The organism is Janthinobacterium silvisoli, assembly GCF_014200725.1.
Lineage (GTDB): Bacteria > Pseudomonadota > Gammaproteobacteria > Burkholderiales > Burkholderiaceae_D > Janthinobacterium.
On sequence record NZ_JACHCL010000004.1, the window covers coordinates 86,740 to 106,338 of the forward strand.

18 protein-coding genes are annotated in these 19,599 nt (G+C 62.6%); 6 read left to right on the forward strand and 12 right to left on the reverse strand.

Annotated elements, in window-relative coordinates; translation table 11 throughout:
* Positions 1–40: 40 nt before the first annotated feature.
* From dsbD to dsbG, 3 genes are read left to right on the forward strand one after another with little or no spacing between them, the layout of a single operon-like run.
* Positions 41–1,789 carry a protein-disulfide reductase DsbD gene (gene dsbD / locus HDE75_RS19425; RefSeq protein WP_183679730.1) on the forward strand — a complete coding sequence of 583 codons (1,749 nt, stop codon included), beginning with the start codon at positions 41–43 and terminating at the stop codon, positions 1,787–1,789.
* 2 nt (positions 1,790–1,791) lie between these two features.
* Positions 1,792–2,655 (forward strand): TlpA disulfide reductase family protein, encoded by an 864-nt coding sequence (locus HDE75_RS19430; protein ID WP_183679728.1) that lies wholly within the window; start codon positions 1,792–1,794, stop codon positions 2,653–2,655.
* Positions 2,656–2,695: 40 nt separating this feature from the next.
* A complete protein-coding gene (gene dsbG, locus HDE75_RS19435) occupies positions 2,696–3,445 on the forward strand; it encodes a thiol:disulfide interchange protein DsbG (protein WP_260178640.1) in 750 nt (249 codons plus the stop codon).
* A gap of 29 nt (positions 3,446–3,474) precedes the next feature.
* Here the strand turns inward: dsbG and HDE75_RS19440 are convergent, their stop codons facing one another.
* The gene (locus HDE75_RS19440) at positions 3,475–4,737 is read right to left on the reverse strand and encodes a cytochrome-c peroxidase (protein ID WP_183679724.1); all 1,263 of its coding nucleotides are present in this window, start codon (positions 4,735–4,737) and stop codon (positions 3,475–3,477) included.
* 226 nt (positions 4,738–4,963) lie between these two features.
* On the opposite strand from HDE75_RS19440, the gene acpA reads away from it, so the two are divergent.
* Together acpA and HDE75_RS19450 are read left to right on the forward strand one after the other, a co-directional pair.
* Positions 4,964–7,093, forward strand: a complete 2,130-nt coding sequence (gene acpA, locus HDE75_RS19445) for an acid phosphatase (RefSeq protein WP_183679722.1) — start codon at positions 4,964–4,966, stop codon at positions 7,091–7,093.
* 140 nt (positions 7,094–7,233) lie between these two features.
* On the forward strand, positions 7,234–8,202 hold the full coding sequence (locus tag HDE75_RS19450) for an IS1595 family transposase (RefSeq protein ID WP_183679720.1): 969 nt from the start codon (positions 7,234–7,236) through the stop codon (positions 8,200–8,202).
* Between the two features lie 4 nt (positions 8,203–8,206).
* Here HDE75_RS19450 and HDE75_RS19455 read toward each other — a convergent pair whose 3' ends face one another.
* Positions 8,207–8,512: a hypothetical protein gene (locus tag HDE75_RS19455; protein WP_183679718.1), complete on the reverse strand. Its 306-nt coding sequence runs from the start codon at positions 8,510–8,512 to the stop codon at positions 8,207–8,209.
* A 212-nt stretch (positions 8,513–8,724) separates the two neighbouring features.
* Here HDE75_RS19455 and HDE75_RS19460 point away from each other — a divergent pair, with 212 nt between their 5' ends.
* Positions 8,725–9,699, forward strand: coding sequence for an EDSAP-1 family PEP-CTERM protein (locus HDE75_RS19460; protein WP_183679716.1), 975 nt, complete (start codon positions 8,725–8,727; stop codon positions 9,697–9,699).
* Here HDE75_RS19460 and HDE75_RS19465 read toward each other — a convergent pair.
* Genes HDE75_RS19465 through HDE75_RS19510 form a run of 10 tightly spaced genes read right to left on the reverse strand, consistent with a single transcriptional unit; the run spans position 9,696 to position 19,589 of the window.
* The gene (locus HDE75_RS19465) at positions 9,696–10,751 is read right to left on the reverse strand and encodes a LytR C-terminal domain-containing protein (RefSeq protein WP_183679714.1); all 1,056 of its coding nucleotides are present in this window, start codon (positions 10,749–10,751) and stop codon (positions 9,696–9,698) included. The genes HDE75_RS19460 and HDE75_RS19465 overlap by 4 nt on opposite strands.
* Positions 10,752–10,762: 11 nt before the next feature.
* The gene (locus tag HDE75_RS19470; RefSeq protein ID WP_183679712.1) at positions 10,763–11,701 is read right to left on the reverse strand and encodes a type II secretion system F family protein; all 939 of its coding nucleotides are present in this window, start codon (positions 11,699–11,701) and stop codon (positions 10,763–10,765) included.
* Between the two features lie 17 nt (positions 11,702–11,718).
* The gene (locus HDE75_RS19475) at positions 11,719–12,696 is read right to left on the reverse strand and encodes a type II secretion system F family protein (RefSeq protein WP_183679710.1); all 978 of its coding nucleotides are present in this window, start codon (positions 12,694–12,696) and stop codon (positions 11,719–11,721) included.
* Between the two features lie 16 nt (positions 12,697–12,712).
* The gene (locus HDE75_RS19480; RefSeq protein WP_183679708.1) at positions 12,713–14,059 is read right to left on the reverse strand and encodes a CpaF family protein; all 1,347 of its coding nucleotides are present in this window, start codon (positions 14,057–14,059) and stop codon (positions 12,713–12,715) included.
* A gap of 34 nt (positions 14,060–14,093) precedes the next feature.
* Complete coding sequence (locus HDE75_RS19485) at positions 14,094–15,263, reverse strand: AAA family ATPase (RefSeq protein WP_183679707.1); 1,170 nt, start codon at positions 15,261–15,263, stop codon at positions 14,094–14,096.
* Between the two features lie 40 nt (positions 15,264–15,303).
* Entirely contained in the window at positions 15,304–15,918 is a 615-nt protein-coding gene (locus tag HDE75_RS19490; protein WP_183679705.1) for a TadE family protein, read from the reverse strand.
* A complete protein-coding gene (locus tag HDE75_RS19495) occupies positions 15,908–16,390 on the reverse strand; it encodes a TadE/TadG family type IV pilus assembly protein (protein WP_183679703.1) in 483 nt (160 codons plus the stop codon). Before HDE75_RS19495 ends, HDE75_RS19490 begins: the two co-directional genes overlap by 11 nt.
* A complete protein-coding gene (locus HDE75_RS19500; RefSeq protein WP_183679701.1) occupies positions 16,387–17,826 on the reverse strand; it encodes a pilus assembly protein TadG-related protein in 1,440 nt (479 codons plus the stop codon). Before HDE75_RS19500 ends, HDE75_RS19495 begins: the two co-directional genes overlap by 4 nt.
* Positions 17,816–18,118, reverse strand: a complete 303-nt coding sequence (locus HDE75_RS19505; protein ID WP_183679699.1) for a hypothetical protein — start codon at positions 18,116–18,118, stop codon at positions 17,816–17,818. Before HDE75_RS19505 ends, HDE75_RS19500 begins: the two co-directional genes overlap by 11 nt.
* A 16-nt stretch (positions 18,119–18,134) precedes the next feature.
* Positions 18,135–19,589 (reverse strand): type II and III secretion system protein family protein, encoded by a 1,455-nt coding sequence (locus tag HDE75_RS19510; RefSeq protein ID WP_260174220.1) that lies wholly within the window; start codon positions 19,587–19,589, stop codon positions 18,135–18,137.
* Between the last annotated feature and the right edge of the window lie 10 nt (positions 19,590–19,599).

The window sequence follows — 19,599 nt, forward strand, 5'->3', positions numbered from 1 at the left end:
CATGGAACAGCATGAGAACCTGTCTTATTCGGAGTTGTCCATGTCACGTATTTTGCGATACCTATGGGTATTTTTATTACCGCTGCTGCTGGCAATACCCGCCCATGCCGAGAACAATTTTTTACCGCCGGAACAGGCGTTCAAGTTCAGCGCCGCCCAGGAAGATCAGGGGCGGGTTCGCCTGACCTGGCATATCAGCGAAGGGTATTACCTGTATCGCAAACAATTGACGGTAGCAGCGGAGCCTGCCGACAGCGCATTGCAGATGGTCTATCCCGCCGGCACGATGAAGACCGATGATTTCTTTGGCGAAAGCGAGGTCTACCACGACAGCGTCGAGCTGATCGTCAACGCCGCTGGCGCCCGTGCCTTGACAGTGGGCTGGCAAGGCTGCGCTGACGCCGGCCTGTGCTATCCGCCACAAAGCCAGACCATCGCCTTGCACGCGGCATCTGATGCATCCAACGATGTGCGCGGCGAGGACCAGAGCATGGCCGATCGATTGTCACAGTCCAGCCTGGCCTGGATGCTGCTGGTGTTCTTCGGCCTGGGCTTGCTGATGACGTTTACGCCTTGTGTACTGCCGATGATACCCATCTTGTCCAGCCTGATTGCCGGCAGCGGCGCCGGCCCCAGACGCGGCTTTATCCTGTCGCTGGCCTTTGTGCTGCCGATGGCCTTGACCTATGCCGTGTTTGGCGCGGCCGCGGCACTGGCTGGCGCCAATCTGCAGGCAATGCTGCAAAACCCATGGGTGCTCGGCGTGTTTGGCGCGATATTTGTCGCGCTGGCAATGGCAATGTTTGGTTTTTACGAGCTGCAGCTGCCATCGTTCCTGCGCAACCGGCTGGACCAGGCCAGCCAGGGCCAGCGCGGCGGCACGGTGCTCGGTGCCGGTGCGATGGGGGTGCTGTCGGCGTTGCTGGTTGGCCCCTGCATGACGGCTCCGCTGGCCGGCGCCCTGCTCTATATCGGCGACACCGGAAACGTCCTGGTCGGCGGTCTGGCCTTGCTGTTCATGGGCCTGGGCATGGGAGTGCCCCTGCTGCTGGTGGGCACCGTTGGCGCGAAACTCTTGCCGCGACCGGGCAACTGGATGAACCGCGTCAAGGCCTGCTTTGGCTTCATCTTGCTGGCCATGGCGATCTTGTTCGCCGCCCGCGTATTGCCGGGTTCCGTTACCCTGGCACTGTGGGGTGGCTTGCTGCTGTCATGCGCACTGAGCCTGTCCACGCTGGCGCAGCAGCTGGCCGTCGATGGCGGCCGCTTGCTGATGCGCTGCATCGCATTACTCATCGGCATTTGGGGCGGCATCATGGTCCTGGGCGCAGCCGCCGGCGGACACGACCCGCTGCAACCACTGGCGTTTGCCTCCCGCGCCAGCACCAGCGGGAACGCCAGCGATACGCCGGACTTCATGCAGCGCTTTGCCACCGTCAAGTCGCCGCAGCAACTCGCTGCAGGCATCGCCGAAGCGGGCCGCAACGGACAATGGACCCTGGTCGATTTTTACGCTGACTGGTGTGTCTCCTGCAAGGCGATAGAGCGCGATGTGTTTTCCGATCCGCAGGTGCAACAGGCGCTGGGCGGCATGCGCTTGCTGCGGCCCGACATCACGGCCAACACTGCCGATGACGTCGCGATGCTGCGTGCATATCAGGCGTTTGGCGCGCCGACCATCCTCTTGATCGGTCCGGACGGCAAGGAGCATCGCGCCGAACGCATCATCGGCGAACTGAGCGCCGGCGAATTCCTTGCGCGCCTCAAACGCGCGCGGGACAGAGCCTGATCATGCTCACGGTAAACATAGGACCGTTGGTGCTGCCCGTGCACCTGGCCATGCTGATGGCGGCCGTAGCAGTGGCGTTCAGTGTCAGCCACCTCCTCGGACGGCGCCAGAAAACCCGGGGTGTCGGACACATCCTGTCCGACATGCTGATCGCGGCACTGCTAACGGCGCGCCTGGCCTTTGTGGTGACGTGGTTCGATCTCTACCGGGCAACACCATGGGCGATGCTCGATATCCGCGACGGTGGCTACACCGCTTGGGCAGGCATCGTGGCCGCGCTGCTGGTAGCGGCCTGGCATGGCTGGCGGATTCCGGCAAGCGGCAAGCCGCTGGGCCTGGCGCTGGCCTCAGGAGTGCTGGCCTATGGTGTGTTGTCCGGCGCCAGTCTGACGATCAAAAACAGGCCAACGGCATTGCCGGCCACGGCACTGACGACCCTGGCCGGAGAGCCAACCGGACTTGCCCGCCTGGCGGACGGCAAGCCGCTGGTGGTTAATCTGTGGGCCAGCTGGTGTCCACCGTGCCGGCGTGAAATGCCGCTGCTGGCGCAGGCCCAGAAAGCACAGGGCGATATCGCCTTTGTCTTTGTCAATCAAGGTGAAAAGCAGGACATCGTCCAGCATTACTTGAGTGGGAACAGGGGCGAGAATGGCATCGGCCTGTCCAATGTGGTGCTTGACCGCAACACAGCGCTAGGCAAGGCGGTCGGCTCGATGGCCTTGCCGACCACCTTGTTCTATGACGCCAGCGGCCAGCTGCGCGCCACCCATATCGGCGAACTCTCGGCAGCGTCGCTCGCCGACAAATTACGGCAGCTACATGAGCCTGCCAAACAAGCCAACGTCACTTTGAAAAACCAGGAGTAAATCACAGATGCGCAAACACTCATTTCTGCTAGCCACTGCAATGTATGCGGCAATTGCTACCGCCATGGCCGCCCCCGCAAGCAACTGGCCGGCACCCATCAAGGCGCTGCAAACACAAGGTGTCGAGATTATGGGACGCTTTGATGCGCCAGGCGGAATGCAGGGCTATGCCGGCATACTGCAACATAAACCGATAGGTATTTATCTGACGCCAGATGGCAAACAGGCGATAGTCGGCACCATGCTCGATGCCAAGGGCGCAGATCTCACCGCAGCACCCTTGAAAAAGCTGATCAGCAAACCGATGACAGCGAAAACCTGGAGCAAACTGGAACAAAGCAGCTGGATTGCCGACGGCAACCAGGGCGCGCAACGCATCGTGTATACATTTACCGATCCGAATTGCACGTATTGCAATAAATTCTGGAATGACGCCCGCCCCTGGGTCGACGTCGGCAAGGTACAGATACGCCACATCATGGTCGGCATCATCAAGGACAGCAGCGCTGGCAAAGCCGCCGCGCTCCTGGGCGCCCAAGATCCACCAGCTGCCCTGACGCAACACGAAAAGCAGCATGCCAGTGGCGGCATTCAAGCCATGGCGGCGATTCCAGCAGATATCCGCGCCAAGCTCGACAGCAACAGGAAATTGATGCAGGAACTCGGCTTCTTCGCCACACCCACCATTTTTTACAAAGACCCGGACGGCATCATGCAAACAGCGCAAGGTGCGCCAAGTGCGGCAGCGCTGAACGTGATTCTCGGCACGCGCCAGGCTGGTAGCCGGTAATTTCGGTCACACGCCGGTTTGCCTGTACTTCAGGGCGCCTTGTAGCCATCCGTCAAGGTCTTCAAAAACGCCACCACATCGGCAATTTCCTTTTCGTTCAAGGCTGGCGCCTGGCCAGGTTTACGGTCGAACGGGGCTTCGACGTTGACGTTCGCTTCCATGCCGGGCGGCATGTCGTCGTATTTGTGCACGCTGCCATCAGGATTCTTCGGATACCATTTTTGCGGCGCCGTGTCGCGCTGCACGTAGAAGCGCAGCACTTGTTCCAGGCTGGTGAAGCTGCCGTTGTGAAAGAACACCTTGCGCAGCGCGACGTTGCGCAGCGACGGGGTCTTGAAGCTGCCGCAGTATTCCTTGTGGTCCTTCAAGTCGGTGCGGTCGGGGCCACACAAGCCCAGGTCGAAATAGGCCGGGTCCGCATTGACGGGCAGGTTGCGGTTGCGCGGCACGCCGATGTTGATCAGGCCGTAGTCGGTAAATTGCGGAAAGCCGCCGCCCGCTGCCGGCTGGCTGATGTGGCACGAGGCGCAATTGCCCTTGTTTTCATCGTTGAACAGGGCCAGGCCGCGCAATTCCTGCGGGTTCAGCTGCACCTGCTTGCGCAGGAAAGCGTCGTATTTGCTGGTGTACGGATAGAAATCGGCCGGGCTTTCCTGGAATACTTCCAGCGACATCAAGGCCCAGCGCAAGGCCTGTTCCGGTTGTTCAAAAATATCGTCGCCATAGGTCTTGCGAAACTGCGCCGCCAGCGGTCCGTGCTGCAATTTGGCGATCACGGAGGCGCTATCGGGGTTGCCCATCTCGCGCGATGACAGCAACGGTCCCAGCGCCTGTTCATGGCCCGACTGGGCACGGCCATCCCAGTTGCGCCCGCCAGTCGGACCGGCATCCACACTATCGTCGCCATCGTCGTCATGGAAATGTTCAGTGAATGAAGGTGCGTTCTGGATGTAGCGCAACGATGGCACGGCGCGCGTGCCGGCATCTTTCAATTCAGGGCCGCCCAGCTGCACCGCCAGCGAATTGGGCGGGCCATAAGCGTGGTCAGGGCTGTGGCAGCTGGCGCAGGACATCTTGCCCGATACGGACAGGCTGGGTTCGAAAAACATGGCGCGTCCCATGGCCGTCATTTCCGGCACTGATGGCTGGCGCTTCAAGCTTGGCGCGTAAGCGGCCTTCAGGTAAGCGGGGGCGGAAGCAGCGGCGGCGTCTTTCGGTGCTTCTTTCTGCGGCTGGCAGGCGCACAGCAAACCCATACAGACCAGGCCTAGCAGGGAAGACATCAATTTCATGAACGGGAATCGGCGGGTGCACAGCCGCAAGATGGAGTTGGGCCTGCAGCCTAGCGGGCGAATATGACAGGCATGTGACATGGCGGCCCAAAAACAGATAAATGCAAAAACCAAGGGTTATTTCACAACGCGAACATTACTGAATGTAACGTCGTATACATTTCATCAAGTTGAAATATTTACTCAATAGCATGCAAATCTTTCCACCCCTAAGGCATGAAAAAACATGAATTCGCACGCAAGATTCGCTTTACGCCCCTTGCCATTATTGATCTCGCTAGGACTGAGCGCTGGCCTGGTAGCCTGCGGCAGCAGCGATAATCCTGTCACCACCAAGGGCCAGGTCATCGGTAGCTATTACGAAAACGCCGTGGTGTGCATGGAAAGCAGCACCACCAAACTGACTTGCGACAGCAACGCGCTGCCAGCCAGAACCGCTGCCGACGGCAGCTTCATCATCAATGGCCAGGGTCCCGTGCTGGCCGTAGTCGGTACCGATGCCATACGCCACGACGTGCTGGGCGACGCCGGTACAAAAGTAACGCAGAAACTGATCCTGCGCGCTCCGGCAGGCCATGGCGCCTTTGTCAGCGCCCTGTCGACCGAACTGACACAAGTCATGGACAGCAATGGCGGCGACTTCGCCAGCGCCAGCAGCAAGCTGGCGGCGCGCATCGGCGTGTCGGAAGCCGCCCTGGCGTCCGACTTCAACAAGTCCACCGGTGATGAGCTGACCAAGCTGAAGGCAGAAAACGCCAGCGTGACTTCCGTGATCGCTACCGCCAGCGCCGCCGCGGCACCGGCCGACGCACTGGCCGCGCTCAATAGCGGTCTGGCGCTGAACAATATCCAGACCATCGTCGTGATCTACGCGGAAAACCGCGGCTTCGACAACTTGTACGGCCTGTTCCCTGGCGCCAACGGCGTACCGGGCGTGAACCCGACGTCGAGCTCGGCCTACATCCCGCAAAAAGATGTCGACGGCAGTGTCTTGCCCGTATTGCCACCAACCTGGGGCGGCATGACGGCTGCAGGCCAGAGCACCGTGATCACCCAGGCGCAATCGGCCAACCTGCCGAACAAGCCATTCCAGATCGACAATCCGAACGGTCCGATCAATCTGCCGCAATCGGTGATCACGCGCGACCTGGTGCACCGTTTCTATAACAACCAGATGCAGATCAATGGCGGCGCCAACGACAAGTTCGCGGCGTATTCCGACGCCGGTGGCTTGAGCATGGGTTACTACGACGGCAGCAAGATGCAGTTGTGGAATATCGCCAAGCAATATGCACTGGCGGACAACCTGTTCATCGGCGCTTTCGGCGGTTCCTTCCTGACCCACCAATACCTGATCTGCGCGTGCGCACCGACCTATCCGAACGCCGATACCTCGGTGGCCAAGGGATCGATCTCGAAGATCGACGTCGACGCCAATGGTAACTTCGTGCGCCTGACGCCAGCGGCCACCTCGCCAGCATCGGTCTTGAATGGCGCGCCCGTGTACGCCAACGACAGCACCTTGACGCCAGCCGACAGCACCGGCATGTTCTATGCCGTCAACACCATGCAGCCACCGTTCCAGCCGAGCAGCAACGCCCCGGCCGCCGGCGACAGCACCAAGCTGTATGCCGACACCAGCAAGGCGACCACCTTGCCGCAACAGACGCAGACCAATATTGGCGACTTGCTGTCGGCCAAGAACATCGACTGGGCCTGGTATGCCGGCGCATGGAAAGACACGACCGCATTGGCCACTGCCAGCGCACGCAACAACAACTTCCCTAGCCCGCCGAACTTCCAGTTCCATCACCAGCCGTTCAACTACTTCGCTGACATGGACCCGGTCAAGGCGCCCGCCTACCGCGCCGCCCACTTGCGCGATTTCGACAGCCAGTTCATGAGCGACGCCGCTGCCGGCAAACTGCCTGCCGTGACGTTCTACAAGCCACAGGGTAACTTGAACCAGCACTCCGGCTACGCCAGCGTGGCCGATGGCGACGCGCATATCGCCAGCGTGATCGCCCAGCTGAAACAAAGTCCGCAATGGAAAAACATGCTGGTGATCGTCACCTACGATGAAAACGGCGGCTATTACGACCACGTGGCGCCACCGAAGGGTGACCGCTGGGGTCCAGGCACGCGCGTGCCAGCCATCCTGGTCTCGCCGTACGTGAAAAAAGGCTTGGTTGATCACACGCAATACGATTCGGCATCGATCCTGCGCGCGATTACCCACCGCTTCTCGCTGCCGGTGCTGAACGGTTTGACCGTGCGCGACAAGGCACTGGTCGCCAACGGCGGCAAGCCGATGGGCGACTTCAGCGCGGCACTGGCGCTGCTGCCGCAAGAGTAATGCCTGCAGTAAGGTAGTGATCAGTACCCTAGGGCTGCCGCTGGCAGCCCTTTTTATTTGGCTCTGTCCTCAATAAATAGGGGAATCTTCCTGCAAGGTTGAGGTCTGACTGATCAGATCAATCAAGCAGGGAGAACACCATGCTGCAAACGCAATGGCAGGCATTCATAGGTCAGTTCGTAGCACTGTCCCGGCGGCAACGGCTGGACAGTGTTGCGCTGCTGCGTGATACGCCACCCGGACAGGCAGGCATCGCGCTGATCGAGCGTACGGCACAAGCACGGCTATGTTGCCCGGCATGCCGCTCGCGGCACTTTCACCGGCACGGCCACGCCAACGGTTTGCAGCGCTATCGTTGCGTGCCCTGCGGCAAGACCTTCAATGCCTTGACGGGCACGCCCCTGGCACATCTTCGCCACAAAGCCCTATGGCTGGACTATGCCGACTGCCTGCTGAACTCAAATTCAGTGCGCAAGGCTGCTCAGCAACTGGGCATCCACCGCAATACCAGTTTTCGCTGGCGCCACCGCTTCCTCGCACTGGCGAAAACTGACCGTCCACGCTGTCTGCACGGGATAACCGAGGCCGATGAAATGTATCTGCTGGAATCGGAAAAAGGTGCGCGGCATTTGCTGCGTCCGGCGCGCCGGCGTGGCGGTCATGCCCGTCAGCGTGGCATTTCCAATGAACAAGTCTGCATCCTGATGGCGCGCGACCGCACCGGGCAAACCATCGATTTCGTCACCGGCAAGGGGCAACTGACCAGGAAACAGCTGCTGTACTGCTTGCCGCCCGTAATCGACCGCGACATTTTACTGGTGACCGATAGCCATGCGGCCTACGCCGCCTTTGCCCGCGAGACGGGTATCAGCCATCAAGACGTCAACTTGCGCGCTGGAATCCGCATGCGCGGCGCAGCCCATGTGCAGAACGTGAACGCATATCACAGCCGTTTGCGGGGATGGCTGAGCATCTTTCATGGGGTGGCGACACGCTATCTGCCCAACTATCTGGGCTGGCGCTGGATACTCGACGCCAGGCGCATCCTGTCCGCTGAAGCTTTATTGAAGGCAACCTTGGGAGACTTCCCACACCTGACGGTGACATAGCCTTTTATTTCCCCCCCGCCCGGCCGTCCAGCCACGCGCGCCCGCCCGCTTCCAGCGCGGCCGCGATCACCTCTTCCGGCAAGCTGTACACGGTAGCCCAGCTGGCCCGGCCATCGATGGTATTGGCGGGAAAACTGTGCGTTTCGATCGGCCAATGGTATTTGCGTTTTAACGCCTTGACGATGGCGGCTAGCGAGACGCGGCCCTGCAGCGGTTCGGCGCCTGCCTGGTCGCGGTTCGACAGCAGCACGGCCAGCACCTGGCCGCGGCCGGTGCGCACGCCGGGAAATTGGGGAGTTTTCTTGCTCATGGGGCATTGTAGCGAGCCTGGCCAGCGCAGTGTCGGTGTTTCTTACAATGTCCGCTTCGCCCTGCCAGCAGACGGATGCAAGCCCTTGATCAAAAACACTTTTTTTGCTTGGCACGCAAGCTGCTTAGTAAGCTCAGCAGAGCAGTCCGGGCCAGCATGGCCAGGTTTCATGCTCCCCACAATGACGACGATAACAACGAAGTGAGGCAGCGATGAACGTTTATCCCACACGAAGCAAGACCCTTGGCTGTCTGGGCGCATTGGCTGCGGCTGGTTTGCTGCTCGCAGGGCAGGCACATGCCGGCGCTTATGGACTGGCCGTTAATGAAATCACTAACTTTCGCATTAGCACCAGCGCCGGTACCTTGTCGCTGACGGGCGCCAACCGCAACGCCAGCGACAGCGCGTTTTTTGAAGGCGGCGCTCCCGTCAATCCGCGCGCCGTCAATACCGGACCGACCGCCAATGCCGATGTGCTGCAAGTGTGCTCCGGCAGCGGCTGCGCAGGCTTGCCACAGAATAACTACGCTCCCAGTTCCGTGCTGGAATTTTCACGCGGCGATGCACATAGCTTCGGCAACATGCTGACCGCCGGCGGCGCCACCATGCAAGCCGTGTCGGAAGCGCAGCGCAATACAGTCGGCGCCGCCTCCGCCACGGCAGGCGATACGCTCACCGGCTCGATCAACCTGACCCTGTCGAGCGCCGGTTTCATTACCTTCAGTTTCATGGCGCGGCGCGACCTGCGCACCAGCGTCACGACCCTGGGCGACAAGTCGAATGTGTCGATCATGGATATCTTCAATATTTCCTGCAATGCCGCCAGTCCGGTCGGCTGCGCCTCACGCGCCACGGCCGATGGCGTAATCTTCCAGTTCATACCCGATGGCGACCCGAATAATGGCAGCGACATCAACGGCAACCACGGCGCCGGCAGCCTGGATCCGTTCAGTCTGAACCTGACGGCCGGTACCAACGATCCTGGCACGCCGCGCAACTTCACGAATGCTTTTGCGCAATTTTCACTGACGTCGAATTTCGCCCTGCCCGCCGGCAGCTACACTCTGAACTTTTCCAAGTCCACCCGTACCGATATCGTCGTGCTCGATCCCGTACCGGAACCAGCCACCTTGCTGTTGCTGGCGGCCGGCCTGGCGGCGCTGCTCTGCACACGCAAACGAAATTAAGCCAGGCGGGCCAGCGCCAGGCGCGCCAGTTGCAGCTGCTGCAGATAATAGCGGTGCAGCATGGCGGGGTCGCGGAAATCGCGGCCCAGTATCAGGCGCAAGTCGCAAGACTTGCATTCGGCGGCGATCACTACCACCTGCGGCCCCAATTGCCTGGCCAGCAAGCGCGCCGCCGCTTCTTGCGCGGGCTGATATTCAACCCGCGTGTGCGCCACCTGATACGGCAATTCATTGCCCAGGCGTACTACCTCCACCGGACCACCAGCGAGGCTGCGCGCCATCGCGGCAGCCATGCCGTGCACACCGTTGCCGTTCAGGATTTCCAGGCGTGGGCGCGGCGGCAAGGCAGGTACCGGCGCCGATACCACGATCGGTGCGGCAGCCTGGCGCGCCGGCACGCGCTGCAAGCGTGCGATGCCATCCGTTTGCGTAATCTCGATACGGGCGATGCTGTCCTCCTCTGCCGGCGCATTGGGTTGCTGGTGCAGCAAGGCATAGTCGCTGCGGACATCATGCGCCTGCAGGCTCTGCGCCTGCGCCAGCATCAGTGCGGCGCGCTCGCGCTGGCCCAGTAGCTGCAGCGCCTGGGACAATTGCTGCCAGTTGCGCGCGTTGAGCGGATCGAGCAGGCAGGCTTGTTCCAGCACCGGCAAGGCCTCGGCATGGCGGCCAGCCAGGGAATACGCGTGCCCGAGATTGGCGTAGATATATGCGTACTGTGGCTGACGTAGACCTTCCCTGCCAGTGACCGCATGCCACACGGCAATGGCGGCGGCGACATCGCCCTGCTGCGCATGCAGCACGGCCAGGCCATTGTGCGCATCGACGTGACCAGGATCGCTGCGCATGGCAAGCGTGTAGGAAGCCTGCGCCGCCAGCAGGTCGCCCTGATCGAAATGACGGCGGCCCGCCGCGTAGGCCGCATTGGCAACATTCGCGGCGGCAGCGATGTCAACGGCAGATACAGGCGGCGCATGGGCCGCATTGCTGGCGCAGGCGCCCAGGCTCAGGCAGGCACAGGCGGCGGCGATTCGGGAAATGGAGAAGCGCATGAGATATCCTTTCATCGGTTGGCCATGGCCGGCACCAGCACGCGATACACTTCGATCACGGCCGGTCCCATCAGCACCAGCATCAGGGTGGGAAAGACGCAAAAAATCAGGGGGAACAAGAGCTTCAAGGCGATCTTGGCCGCGGCTTCCTCGGCCAGCAGGCTGCGCTTGCCGCGCAGGTTTTCGGAATGCACGCGCAGCGAATCGCCCATGCTCGTGCCGAAGCGCTCGGACTGGATCAGCATGGCCACCAGGGTATCGACATCTTCCACGCCGCTGCGCAAGGCCAGGTTGCGCAGCGCCTTGTCCTTGCTGAAGCCGGCGCGCATTTCCATCAGCACCAGTTGCAATTCCTGCGCCAGCACCACGCTCTTGATGTGGATTTCTCCCGATACCTTCACCAGCGCCCGCTCCAGGCTCAGGCCCGCTTCCACGCAAACGGTCAGCAAGTCGAGCGCGTCAGGGATATTTTCAAAGATTTCGCGCTGGCGCCGCTTGGCCGTACTGGCCAGCACCATGTTCGGCAGGTAATAGCCGGCGGTGGCGCTGACACAGAGCAGCAGCAACAGCACGCTGCGCATCTGCGCCGTCATGGCGCTGGCCGCGTACAGTCCCAGCAGCGTGGGGAACAGCAGCGCCAGCACGGATTTGGCAGCGAAATACAAGGCCGGCGCACTGGCCTGGCGCCAGCCCGCGTTCATAAAGCGCGTGCGCAGCGGCGAGCGTTCCCAGCCTTCCTCGGGCAAGGAGAGCTTGCTGAACGGCCGGGCCACGCGCGCCACCTTTTCCACCCAGCCATGATCGACTGCCGCATCGCTGGCGGCCGGGGCCATGAAACCGAACAGGCGCTGGCGCAAGGCGCCGGGAAAGAAGACCAGCAACGCCACCAGCACCAGCGCCACCACCACGCCAAATACGATCAACAGAAACAGCAGCTGCTGGCCAGTCATGGTCTTTTCCTCTCGTTTTAAATCCGGATACGAATGACCTTGCGCATCCACACCACACCAAGAAATACCATCCCCGCCGCATACCACAGCAGGCGGATGCCGCTGGGGTCGGTCCATAGCAGGCTGATGTATTGCGGATTGACCACTGCCATGACGCCGATCATCACCACCGGCATCAGGCCGAGCACCCAGGCCGACATGCGCCCCTCGGCCGACAGCACGCGCACCTGGCCCAGCAATTTAAGACGGGCGCGGATGATGCGCGCGATGCTGAGCAGCACTTCGGCCAGGTTGCCGCCCGATTCGCGCTGCACCAGCACCGCAATCACCAGGTAGCGCAAGTCCGTCAGCGGAATGCGCGTCGCCAGGTTTTGCAGCGCCTCGTTCATCGGCACGCCATAGTTGATCTCTTCGTGGGCCATCTTGAATTCGCCGCTGAGCGGTTCGCTCAGCTCCTCACCGACCATTTGCAGCACGTTGGAAAACGAGTGCCCGGCGCGCAAGGCGCGTGCCAGGAAATCGGCGGCCTCCGGCAATTGCGCCTCGATCTTTTGCAGCCGCTGCGTGCGGGTGCGCAACAAAAACATGCACGGGCCACCACCGGCAATCGCCAGCAGCAGCAAGGCGCCCGGCAAGGGCATCGGCCACAGCAGCAGCACGCCACTGGCGGCCAGCAGCAAGCCACCGGCACCAGTCAGGAACTGCGCCACCGACCAGGACAGGCCCGATTGCAGCAGCAAACGGTCCAGCGCAGCGCCATGCGGCGAGCGCCGCAGCAAACGGTCCAGGCCGGGCGACTTCGCATAGCGGCGCTGCTTGAGGATGGAGACCCGCTCGCCACCCGCTTCGCCGCGCGTGGCCATCAGGCGCAAACGCCGGTTGATGCGCTTGGCGGCACTACCATGCGTGCCCGACCACCACAGCCAGGCACCTTCCACCAGCAGGATGCAGGCGGCGAACAGCAATACGGCAAAGCCGTAGAAGACCAGGTCCATGCCGTACTCCCCTTCTTTACTCGTAGATGCGGTCGGGATCAAACACGCTGTCGGGCACGGCGGCGCCAAACATGCGCAGGCGCTCCGTGAAGCGGGGCCGCACGCCGGTGGCGCAGAAGTGGCCCAGCACCTTGCCATCCTTGTCCACGCCCGTCTGCTCGAAGCGGAAGATTTCATGCATCGCGATGACGTCGCCTTCCATGCCCGTCACCTCTTGCAGGCTGACCAGCTTGCGCGCGCCATCGGTCAGGCGCGACACCTGCATCACCACCGTCACGGCCGAACAGATCTGCTGGCGCGTGGCGCGCGGCGTCAGGTTGACGTTGGCCATGCCGACCATGTTTTCCAGCCGCGCCAGCGCATCGCGTGCCGTGTTCGAGTGGATGGTGGCCAGCGAGCCTTCATGGCCCGTGTTCATCGCCTGCAGCATGTCGAGCGCTTCAGCGCCACGCACCTCGCCCAGGATGATGCGGTCGGGCCGCATGCGCAGCGCATTGCGCACCAGCGCGCGCTGGCTGACCTCTCCCTTGCCTTCGATATTCGGCGACCGGGTTTCCAGGCGCACCACATGCGGCTGGCGCAATTGCAGTTCGGCCGCATCTTCGATGGTGACAATGCGCTCGCTGCCGGGAATGAAGCCGGACAGCACATTGAGCAAGGTGGTCTTGCCGCTGCCCGTGCCGCCCGAGATCAGAATATTGACCTTGGCCTGGCCCAGCGCCTGCAGCACTTGCACCATCGGCGGCGTGAGGCTTTTATAGTCGAGCAGGTTGGCGATGGTCAAAGGGTGCACGGCGAAGCGGCGTATCGACAGGATAGGCCCATCGACGGCCAGCGGCGGGATGATGGCGTTGACCCGCGAGCCATCGGGCAGGCGCGCGTCAACCATCGGACTCGATTCATCGACCCGGCGCCCCACGCGCGAAACGATCTTTTCAATGATCTTCATCAGGTGCGCATTGTCGTGAAAGGTGACGTCGGTCAGTTCCAGCCGCCCGCTGCGCTCCACATATACCTTGTCGCAGGTGTTGACGAGGATGTCGGACACGCCGGGGTCGGCCAGCAGCGGTTCGAGCGGGCCGAAACCGAGCATCTCATGCTGGATATCGAGCACCAGGCTATGCCGTTCGTGCTGGTTCAGTACGATGCGCTCGTCTTCGATGATGCGCTGCACCAGCAATGCCAGCTCGTGCTTGAACTGTTCGGTCGTCAGGCGCTTCAGGCGCTCCAGGTCGATACGGTCGAGTATCGTCTGGTGCATGGTTTTTTTCAGTTCCTGATAGGCCTGCAATGCCAGCGCACCCTGCCCATTGCTGGCAGGACGCGGCTGTTCATTGGCGGCCAGGCGTTCGCGTAAGGTCATCTCGGCTCCTGTGATGGCTCCCGGCGGAGCCGCGCTACACTTCGTTGCGGCTGAACAGACGGTCGAACAGGCCGCGGCTTTCCGCCACCCGACGCGCTGTCACCAGTTCCACCAGGTCGGCCAGGCTGCGCGCCACGGCGCTGCTGCGCGACAGCTGCAGCAGCGGAATGCCCTGGTTGACCGAATCGGTGGCCGCCAGATAATCGTTGGGCACCGTATGGACCACCTCGGCGCCCAGCGCCTGCTCCAGGTCAGCCAGGCGCAGCCGGCCGCCTTTTTCATAGCGGTTGACGATCAGCCGCAAACGCTCGCCCGGATAACCGAGCGAGCGGAAAATATCGAGCAGGCGGCGGCCATGGCGGATATCGGGCAAGGCCAGCTGCAGTACCGGATAAATGGCGTCGGCGCTGTCGAGCGCACGCAAGGACAGCGCATCGATCTGGCGTTCCACGTCGAGCACGATGTAGTCATAGTGGTGGCGCGCCACGGCCAGGATGCGGTCCATATGTTCGGGCTGCATATCGACCTTGTGGGCAGGATCGTCGGCCGCCGCCAGCACGCCGAAATTGGGCGTCACGTGTACCAGGCAGGAAGCCAGGAAAGCGCCATCCATGCGCGTGATCTGGGAACAGATATCGGACAGGGTCATGGCCGGCTTCTGGTCCGACACATACAGGGTGGCGTCGCCAAACTGCCCGTGCAGGTCGATCAGCAGTACCTTGCAGCCGGCCAGGGTCGCCAGCGCATAGGAAAAATTGGTCGACAGAAAAGTCGCGCCGCTGCCGCCCTTGCACGAGATAAAGGCCAGCACCTTGCCGTCGCGCATCTGCGTCACGCCAGCATGGATATCGACCCGGTCCATCGCCTCGTGAAAGGCCTTGTGTACCAGCGGCAGTTGCAGCACTTCGCGCGTGCCGGCGCGCATGGCGCGTATCAGCACATCCTGCTGCTGGCCGCGTGTCAGCAGCATCAGCGCGGCCAGCGGATACTGGCGCGCCAGCCGCTCGAGCAAATCGGCCTCGTCCAGTCCGATCCCGCTGGCATCGACAATCACCAGTTCGGGCGCCTCGGCCAGCATATGCTCGACGGCGTCGCGCAAGCCGCTGCGCCGCTCCAGCAGACGCAGCACGGGCATGCGCGCCGCACCCTGCGCCGCGATTTCCTCATGCAGCGTGGCGTCACGGGTAATCATCAAGGCTTTCATCGAGCATCCTCACTTCTGTCAAACATTGCAATGGATAGGTTCAGGGGCAAAACGCGGCATTCTCGTGATAACCAAGCGATTCCGCCACGGCCATGGTGGTACCGCTGGGCAGGCGTACCGTTTGTGCGCCCGACGGGAACATCATGTCGAGCATGGGCAAGATGGGCCGGTAAGGCACCCGTTCGCACTGTTCCCCCGCGCCACCGGGCAGACACAGGCGCACGCGCACAAAACGGATGCAACTGGCGCCGTGCGGATCGTTCAGGCAATTGATGCGGTTGCGCTGCGGACAGCCGGGCAGCACGCTGACGGGCAGCGCCACCGGCGTACTGCCGCTGCCGCCGCCCTGCGCCAGATAATCGATGCGCACATAGGTGTCATTGATGGCGCCGCCCAGCGGCAAGCGCCCCGGTCCGGCGCGCAATATCGCCTGCTCGCGCACGGCCTGCAGCGCGCCCGCATTGCTGAAATCCGTGACGGCCGCAGCACGCGCGGCACGCCGCGTCACTTCATGCACCATATTCCACAGATACACGGCGCGCGCCACTTCCAGCATGGCAAACAAAAAGATAAAGAACAGCACCGCCAGCATGGCGAACTCGACGGCAAAAGCACCGCCCTGGCGCTGGTGCCGCTTGTGCTGGTTAATTGTCATAACGCAAGGTCGCATTGGCGCGCAACGGTATCGAAGACAACTCTGGCAGCCACAAGCCCATCAGGGCGGGCAGGAAATCGATGGGCATGTCCACGGTGAACTTGACGCGTACCTGCAGCGGTTTGGTGGCATAGGCGCCGCAGTTATAGGCATCGTCGGCATACACGCATTCGATAACGACCCTGGAAGCGTCGGCTGCCGGCCAGGTCTCGGCCAGCGCCTGCGCAACCATCTGCTTGGCAAACGCTGTGTTTTGTGTGGCCGCGCCGACGTTGATGATTTGCGGCAGCGGCAAGGTTGCCATGTAGCGCGCCGCGTCATGCGCGCTCTTCTGCATGACCGTATAGGCCAGCAGCGCGCGGCCAAACAGCAGCACCACGGGCAACAAGCCCATGAAGAACAACATGATCAGCGCCAGCTCGATGGCGGCTACGCCCCCCTGCCTGCGCCGCTGTGGGTATGCGCACCTCATTGCAGCAGCTCCGCCGGGCCGGCCAGCGCCTGCTCGAACGCCACGCCGGCAAATTCAGCGCTGAGCATGCCGCTGGCAGCCGGCGCCGTCATGAAGAATCTCCCTATCGCCAGCACATTGACCAATATGTCGCTGCCACCGGGCAGCGGGCAGGCCAGCAAGGCGATATTGAGCACGCGCCGCTGCGCCACGCCCACATTGCCTACCGGCGCCGTCTGCGAGGCAGGCGCGAAGTAGGGCGTGCTGCTGGCCGGATAATAAACGTTACTCGCCGGTGCAGTGGGCAAGCCGGGATACAGGCCCGCCCAGGCGCTGGTGGGAAAGGCCGTGTAGTCGCCGGCCGGTTTCGGAATGGCGTATTGCACCGCCTTGGCGAACGACCACAAGGGACCATAGCTGGCGGCAGGAATCGTGGCAGGCAGCGCCGCCGGCGGCAGGTCGGCCACCGATAACAACGATGCAGCGCTGGCACTGGCGGCGGCGCTGGAACCTGCAGGCATGTTCATCCACCAGTTCGACAAGGCGTTCGGATAGGGCCGGATATTCGTGTCGGGCGGCGCCGTCTGCGGATCGCAGCCATTGCCTGCATACTGGTTGAAACGGGCATTGAATGCCGGCCACAGCTCGGTGGGAAACGGCCGGTGCGCGTGGATGGCGACACCGCTTATGGTGGTCTGCAACATGCTGCCGCTACAGATAAACGGAGTGACGGCAGCGTTGCTTATTTGCGCCGGCGAGCCCACCGCACCGAGCGGCCCCAGCGGATTGAGCAGGAAGTGCGCGGGGGCAGGACCATTCGGGTTCAAATTGAACAGGTTGTAGGCCACCCCGCGGCGAAAACCATATTCGAGCGCTTCCTTGCGCTCGGGTGGCCCGGGATTCGTGCGCAAGCTGGCCGGTGCCGTCGACAGCGCGCAAATCGCCAGCGGCGTCATGCGCAGACTGACCCGGCCCGCCACGGCGCGGGCGCTGGCATTGAGCGTGCGCAAGGCCGGTGACCAGACCCCAAGGAAGGCCGTCGCCACGCTGCCCAGCGACGGCGTATTGCCCTGCGTATCGACGCGTACAAACAAGGCCTTGGCAGGATCGGGCACGGCGCCAGCCGCATACCAGGCGGTAGCGGGTGCATCAGGCGCACTGGCGAAGCGGATACTGTCATCGGACAAGGTCGCGCCCTGCATGCGGCGCTGATAAGCGCTCCTGTCGGCCGCACTGCTCTTGGCTTTTGCCACCGCATTGGCCAGGCCTGCGGCCGTGCCTACCAGTTCCGGCGCAGCCGCCAGCGCTGCGTTGTCGGCCAGGTTTTGCAATTCGGTCTTGCGGCCTATGACTTGCCCCACATCGAGCGCCAGGCCAATAAAGCCCAGCACCACGATCAGCAGAATCGAAAAGGCGATCAGCATGGCGCCGCCCTGGCGATGCGCTCTATTTTCCACTGCCGCCTCCCAGCATGAACTGCACCGGCTGTGCGACTTGCCCATTCGGCTCGACGAACGAGGCGCGATAACGGTCCATGACGGCGCGCGCGCTGGGGCCATCGAGACCGTTGGCCGGTGCCTGGTTGCGCGCGGCCGCCGGGTACAGCACCTGCTGCGCCATGGCCAGGCGCACGGCGTCGCCAAAGCGCTGGTCCAGCTGCGGCGTGCTCTGATATGCGCAGGCGGTCAGCTGCAAGGCCAGGAGCAGCGCCAGCAGGCAACGAAAATAGCTCACATGGGATGTCGGCATGGCGTAGCTCCCTGTCTCATTTCAACTCGAAACCCTGTACAGCGCGCGCTGTCGGAGCAGGCCTGGATACCGGCGGCGGCGGCCCTTCCATCTTGCCGTCCAACATCAGCTCCTTGCGCGAGGGCAGTGTCAGCTGCGCCGTCGGCAGCACGGTGTCAGGTGGCAAGGGCTTCACCAGGTGGGCTGTAATCACGAACAGCAGTTCGGTGCGGTCATGCTGGAAATCCGTGCTGCGGAACAGCGCACCCAGGATCGGTAACTCACTGAGCCAGGGCAGGCCGGCGACGTTGCTGACCTGGTTATTCTTGATCAGGCCCCCGATCGCGTAACTCTGGCCATCGAACAGCTGCACCGTCGTCGAGGCACGCCGGGTAGTAATCACCGGCAAGATGGTGCGGCCGCTGAGTCCGGCGGCGGAAATGCCGACACCTTCGCGCGACAGCTCGGACACTTCGGGCGCCACCTTCAGGTGAATCCGCCCACCGGCCAGCACGGTCGGCGTGAAACGCAGCCCGACGCCATATTCGCGCTCTTCCAGCGTCACCTTGTTATTGTCCTGGCCTACCGGAATGAAGATCTTGCCGCCCGCCAGGAAACTGCCCTCCTGGCCGCTGATGGCCATCACTGTCGGCTCGGCCAGGATACGCACCAGTCCATCCTGCTTTTGCGCTTCGATGGTCAATTGCTGGCCGTTCGACTTGCGCACATCGAGCAAGCCATTCGCCGTGCCGGTCAGGAAGTTCGACAGCAAGGTAGTGGCCCAGCTGCCGGAAGCGAAGCGCAGGGTGGCGCCCACTTCCAGCCGCTCCAGCAGCGACTTCGACACCTCGGCAATCTGCACCGCCAGCATCACTTGCTGCGGTGCGCTGACATCGAGCATATTGATGACACGGTTGGTCTGCGGAGCACCGGCCGGCGCCGCCGGAGCGCTGCCATCGGCCGGTTTCGGCAGCGCCAGCGGCTGCGTTGCACGGCGCACGTAGGCCTGTGCCAGCTCCACGGCGCGCAGCACGGCGCCCGCATCTTGCACCGTGCCCGACAGTACCAAGGTATCGGCAACCGCCGTGACACGGATGGCTTTTTCTTCGGGCATCAGGGACGCCAGCGTGGCTTGCAAACCGGACGGGTCCATGCTGACGATGACATTGACCACGCTGCACGCGCCGCTCTTGCCCTGGATGATCATATTGGTCGACCCGACATCCACGCCCACCACATACAGGGTATCGGCCGCCACCAGGATCGCCTGCACCACACCCGGATTGCCGACGCTGCGCTGCAACACGGCTTCGGGCAGGCGCAGCATGCTCGACTTGCCCAGCTCCAAGTGCAGCTTGCCCGGCAAGGCCGCTTCGCCACCGCAACGCAGGCCGGCATTCCCCACGGGCGCCAGCGGTGCGGCGGCGCCGGCCAGTTGCGGCAGCAGGGCAAGACAGAATATCAGCAGGGCGCGGTTCATATGGAGGTCCATGGTGGTTCGC